Annotated in this window: 3 protein-coding genes; all 3 read right to left on the bottom strand. The window is 70.9% G+C overall.

Going from position 1 to position 3,567, the window contains the following annotated elements:
• Positions 1-75: 75 nt before the first annotated feature.
• The 3 genes from ACWCSV_RS34470 to ACWCSV_RS34460 are packed head-to-tail and all read right to left on the bottom strand — an operon-like array spanning position 76 to position 3,037.
• Positions 76-708: a LutC/YkgG family protein gene (locus tag ACWCSV_RS34470; RefSeq protein WP_451149195.1), complete on the bottom strand. Its 633-nt coding sequence runs from the start codon at positions 706-708 to the stop codon at positions 76-78.
• Entirely contained in the window at positions 705-2,270 is a 1,566-nt protein-coding gene (locus tag ACWCSV_RS34465; protein WP_451149193.1) for a lactate utilization protein B, read from the bottom strand. The genes ACWCSV_RS34470 and ACWCSV_RS34465 overlap by 4 nt, the downstream gene beginning before the upstream one ends.
• Positions 2,267-3,037, bottom strand: a complete 771-nt coding sequence (locus ACWCSV_RS34460) for a (Fe-S)-binding protein (protein WP_451149191.1) — start codon at positions 3,035-3,037, stop codon at positions 2,267-2,269. The genes ACWCSV_RS34465 and ACWCSV_RS34460 overlap by 4 nt, the downstream gene beginning before the upstream one ends.
• Positions 3,038-3,567: the final 530 nt, after the last annotated feature.

Below are 3,567 nucleotides of genomic sequence, written 5' to 3'. Positions count from 1 at the left end.
GGCGCCGCGGCTGCGGGGGGGGGGGGGGCGCCCGCCCCCCCCCGCGCCCCGCGCCCGGCCGGGCGCGTGCGGGTGTCAGAGGTCGGTGCGGATGACCACCACCAGCGTCCGGGGGCCGTGCACCCCTTCCACCCGCTCCAGTTCGATGTCGGAGGTGGCCGAGGGCCCGCTGATCAGGGTCGTCGGCCGCTCCGGCACCAGTCGCGCGACCGCCTCCGGGACGCCGGCCTCCACCGTGGAGAGGTCGACGACGCACACGTGCAGGTCGGGGACGAGGGAGAGCGCGCGGCGCCCCTGGTCCCCGGAGCCGTCCAGGAAGATCGTGCCGGTCTCCGCGCAGCTGACGGCGGACGCCGTGACGACGCCGTCGAGTTCGCCGAGCGTGGGCGCCGGGATGTCGGCGGAGTCCCGCTGGACCTCCCCGTCCCAGGCCGCCAGCCACCCGGCGTCGAGCCCGGCCGGTACACCGATCCGGCGGGCGCCGCGCTCCCGCAGCACCTGGGCGATCACCTCGGCGGTCCGGTCCGCGGTGCAGGGGTGGACCCGTGCCTTGTAGTCGACCAGCCGGTCGGTGAGGAGGCCGAGCCGTTCGGCGTCGGGGAGGGTGCGTCCGGTGCGGTAGTCGCGCGGGACGGTGACCGGGCGGGCCGGGGCGAGGGCCAGGGCGTCGCGCACCCGGCCGAGGACGGTGTCGCGTGCGGTCGTCACTTCTCGTCCTCCGTCGGGTCGGTGGGTCGTCGGCCGGCGGCGGCGTTCGTGGCGACGCCCTCGTCGGCCGCGGCCTTCATCGTGGCGGCGCCCTCCGCCGAGGCAAGCCAGGAGCGGAACGTCTGCTTCGGCGGTGCCGGGGTGTCCCGGCTGTCGCTCCAGCCGTCGAAGGGCGCGGGTACCCGTCCGATGGTGCCGTCCTTGCCGGCGACGATCCGTCCGAGACCGGCCGCCTTCTGAGCCGCCGTGAAGAGCTTCGGGCTCTTCATCACCGTGGCGGCGGCCTTCATGGCCAGCTTCTCCGCCGTCGTACCGGACTGCTCGGTGTTCTGGTGACGGAGTTCGACCAGCAGCGACGGGATGTCGATCTTGACCGGGCAGGCGTCGAAGCAGGCGCCGCAGAGGCTGGAGGCGTACGGCAGCGAGCTGTTCGGGTCGTCCTTCGCCGCGTGCATCCCGGCGAGCTGCGGGGTGAGGACCGCGCCGATCGGGCCGGGGTACGTCGAGCCGTAGGCGTGTCCGCCGGCGCGTTCGTAGACCGGGCAGACGTTGAGGCAGGCGGAGCAGCGGATGCAGTTCAGGGCCTCGCGTCCGACCTTGTCGGCGAGCGCAGCGGTCCGGCCGTTGTCGAGCAGCACCAGGTGGAACGCCTGCGGGCCGTCGCCGGGGGTCACCCCGGTCCACATCGAGGTGTACGGGTTCATCCGCTCACCGGTGGAGGAGCGCGGCAGGAGCTGGAGGAAGACTTCGAGGTCGGCGTAGCGGGGCAGTACCTTCTCGATGCCCATCACCGTGATCAGGGTGTCGGGCAGGGTGAGGCACATCCGGCCGTTGCCCTCGGATTCCACGACGGAGAGGGTGCCGGTCTCGGCGATGCCGAAGTTGGCGCCGGAGACGGCCACCTTGGTCGTCATGAACTTCTCGCGCAGATAGGCGCGCGCGGCGGCGGCGAGGTGCGCGGGCACGTTGTCGAGGTCCGGGTCGACGCCGGGGATCTCCTTGAGGAAGATCTCCCGGATCTCGTCGCGGTTGCGGTGGATCGCGGGGACCAGGATGTGCGAGGGCTTGTCGTGGGCGAGCTGCACGATGAGTTCGGCGAGGTCGGTCTCGTACGGCGTGATGCCGACCGATTCGAGGTGCTCGTTGAGGCCGATCTCCTGCGTGGCCATCGACTTGATCTTGATGACGTCGCTGCTGCCGGTCGCCCTGATCAGCCGGGTGACGATCTCGTTGGCCTCGTCGCCGTCGCGCGCCCAGTGGACCGTACCGCCGTGTTCGGTGACCTTTGCCTCCAGCTGCTCCAGGAGTTCGGGCAGCCGGTTCATGGTGTCGGTCTTGATCGCCGCTCCGGCGTCGCGCAGCCGCTCCCAGTCGGGGAGTTCACCGGTGACGTTCAGGCGCTTGGCGCGGATGGTGCGGGTCGCCCTGCCGAGGTTGCGGCGGAGCTGGTCGTTGCGCAGCTCGTCGTGGGCGGCGGCGGGGAACTTCCGTTCGCCGCGCAGATTGCCCGTTCCGTACGGGGAGCGGGGCGGTGCGGCGGGCATGCCGAGGAAGGTGCTCATACGGCGGCGGCCTCCGTCAGGGCGTAGGGCGCGGTACGGGTCGAGGCGAGGATCTGTGCGAGGTGCAGGGTGCGGGTGCCGGACTTGATGCGGTGGAGCCCGCCGCCGATGTGCATCAGGCACGAGGAGTCGCCGGCGGTGCAGACGTCGGCGCCGGTGGAGCCGATGTTGCGCATCTTGTCCTGGAGCATCGCGGAGGAGGTCTCGGCGTTCTTCACCGCGAAGGTGCCGCCGAAGCCGCAGCAGGAGTCGGCCTCGGGCAGCTCCACGAGGTCGATGGAGTCGACGGCCCGCAGCAGCCGCAGCGGCTTCTCGCCGACGCGGAGCATCCGCAGCGAGTGGCAGGTGGGGTGGTACGTGACGCGGTGCGGGAAGTACGCGCCGACTCCGGTGACGTCGAGGACGTCCACGAGGAACTCGGAGAGCTCGTACGTCTTGGCCTTGACCGCGGCGACCCCGGCGCGCAGCGCGGCGTCGCCGTACCGCTCGGCGACGATCTCGTGCTGGTGGCGGACCGAGCCCGCGCAGGAGCCGGACGGCATGACGACCGCCTCGATCGAGGTGTCGCCGAACTGCTCGGCGAAGTTGCGGACCAGGGGTACGGGCTCGCGCTGGTATCCGGTGTTGACGTGCATCTGTCCGCAGCAGGTCTGTCCCGGCGGGAACACCACCTGGTGGCCCAGGCGGGCGAGCAGCACCGCGGTGGATTTCACCGCCTCGGGAAACAGGGTGTCTCCCAGACAGGTGGCGAAGAGCCCGACGCGCATGGAGCCTCCTCGATCGTTTTCTACGTCCTTTGTATGGTCGGACCATACTCTTCGTGCGTCTCCGAGTGAAGCAGGCGGACCGAGGGTCTCCCTCGCCGCAGCCCGGAGCGCCTTGACCAGCGTTCCGGTTCGATGCCCGGGCACCGGCGAGTTCCGCGACAGGGATGGCGGCTACCTCCGGCAGGAGGGGCGGCTCACCGGCGGCCCGAACAGCCCGCACCGACATGGGGCTGATCGTTCATCGCTTCCACCAGACCCCCTCGGTTCCTGGGTCGGCAGGGGTTCGGCATCCTCCGCCCCGCACCTGCCGCGCTCGGACCGCGGCTCCGCCCATCGCCGCGGCGGGTGCGATCCCTGCGCATCCCTCACTGTTCGACGGCGAATACCTCATCATCGAACGGGCGAAAATCTGTCATGGCGGGAGTAGACATTGGGTGGTGGTGTGGTTATGGTTTCTGTCGTAGCCCAGAGAGACAGCAGGACCCGGCAGACACGAACTGCCGGGAGCAGTCCATGTAGTTGCCGTGCGC

The organism is Streptomyces sp. NPDC001770 (assembly GCF_053596135.1).
Note: the sequence above shows the minus strand (reverse complement) of the source record. Positions and strands in the feature narration are given on the sequence as shown.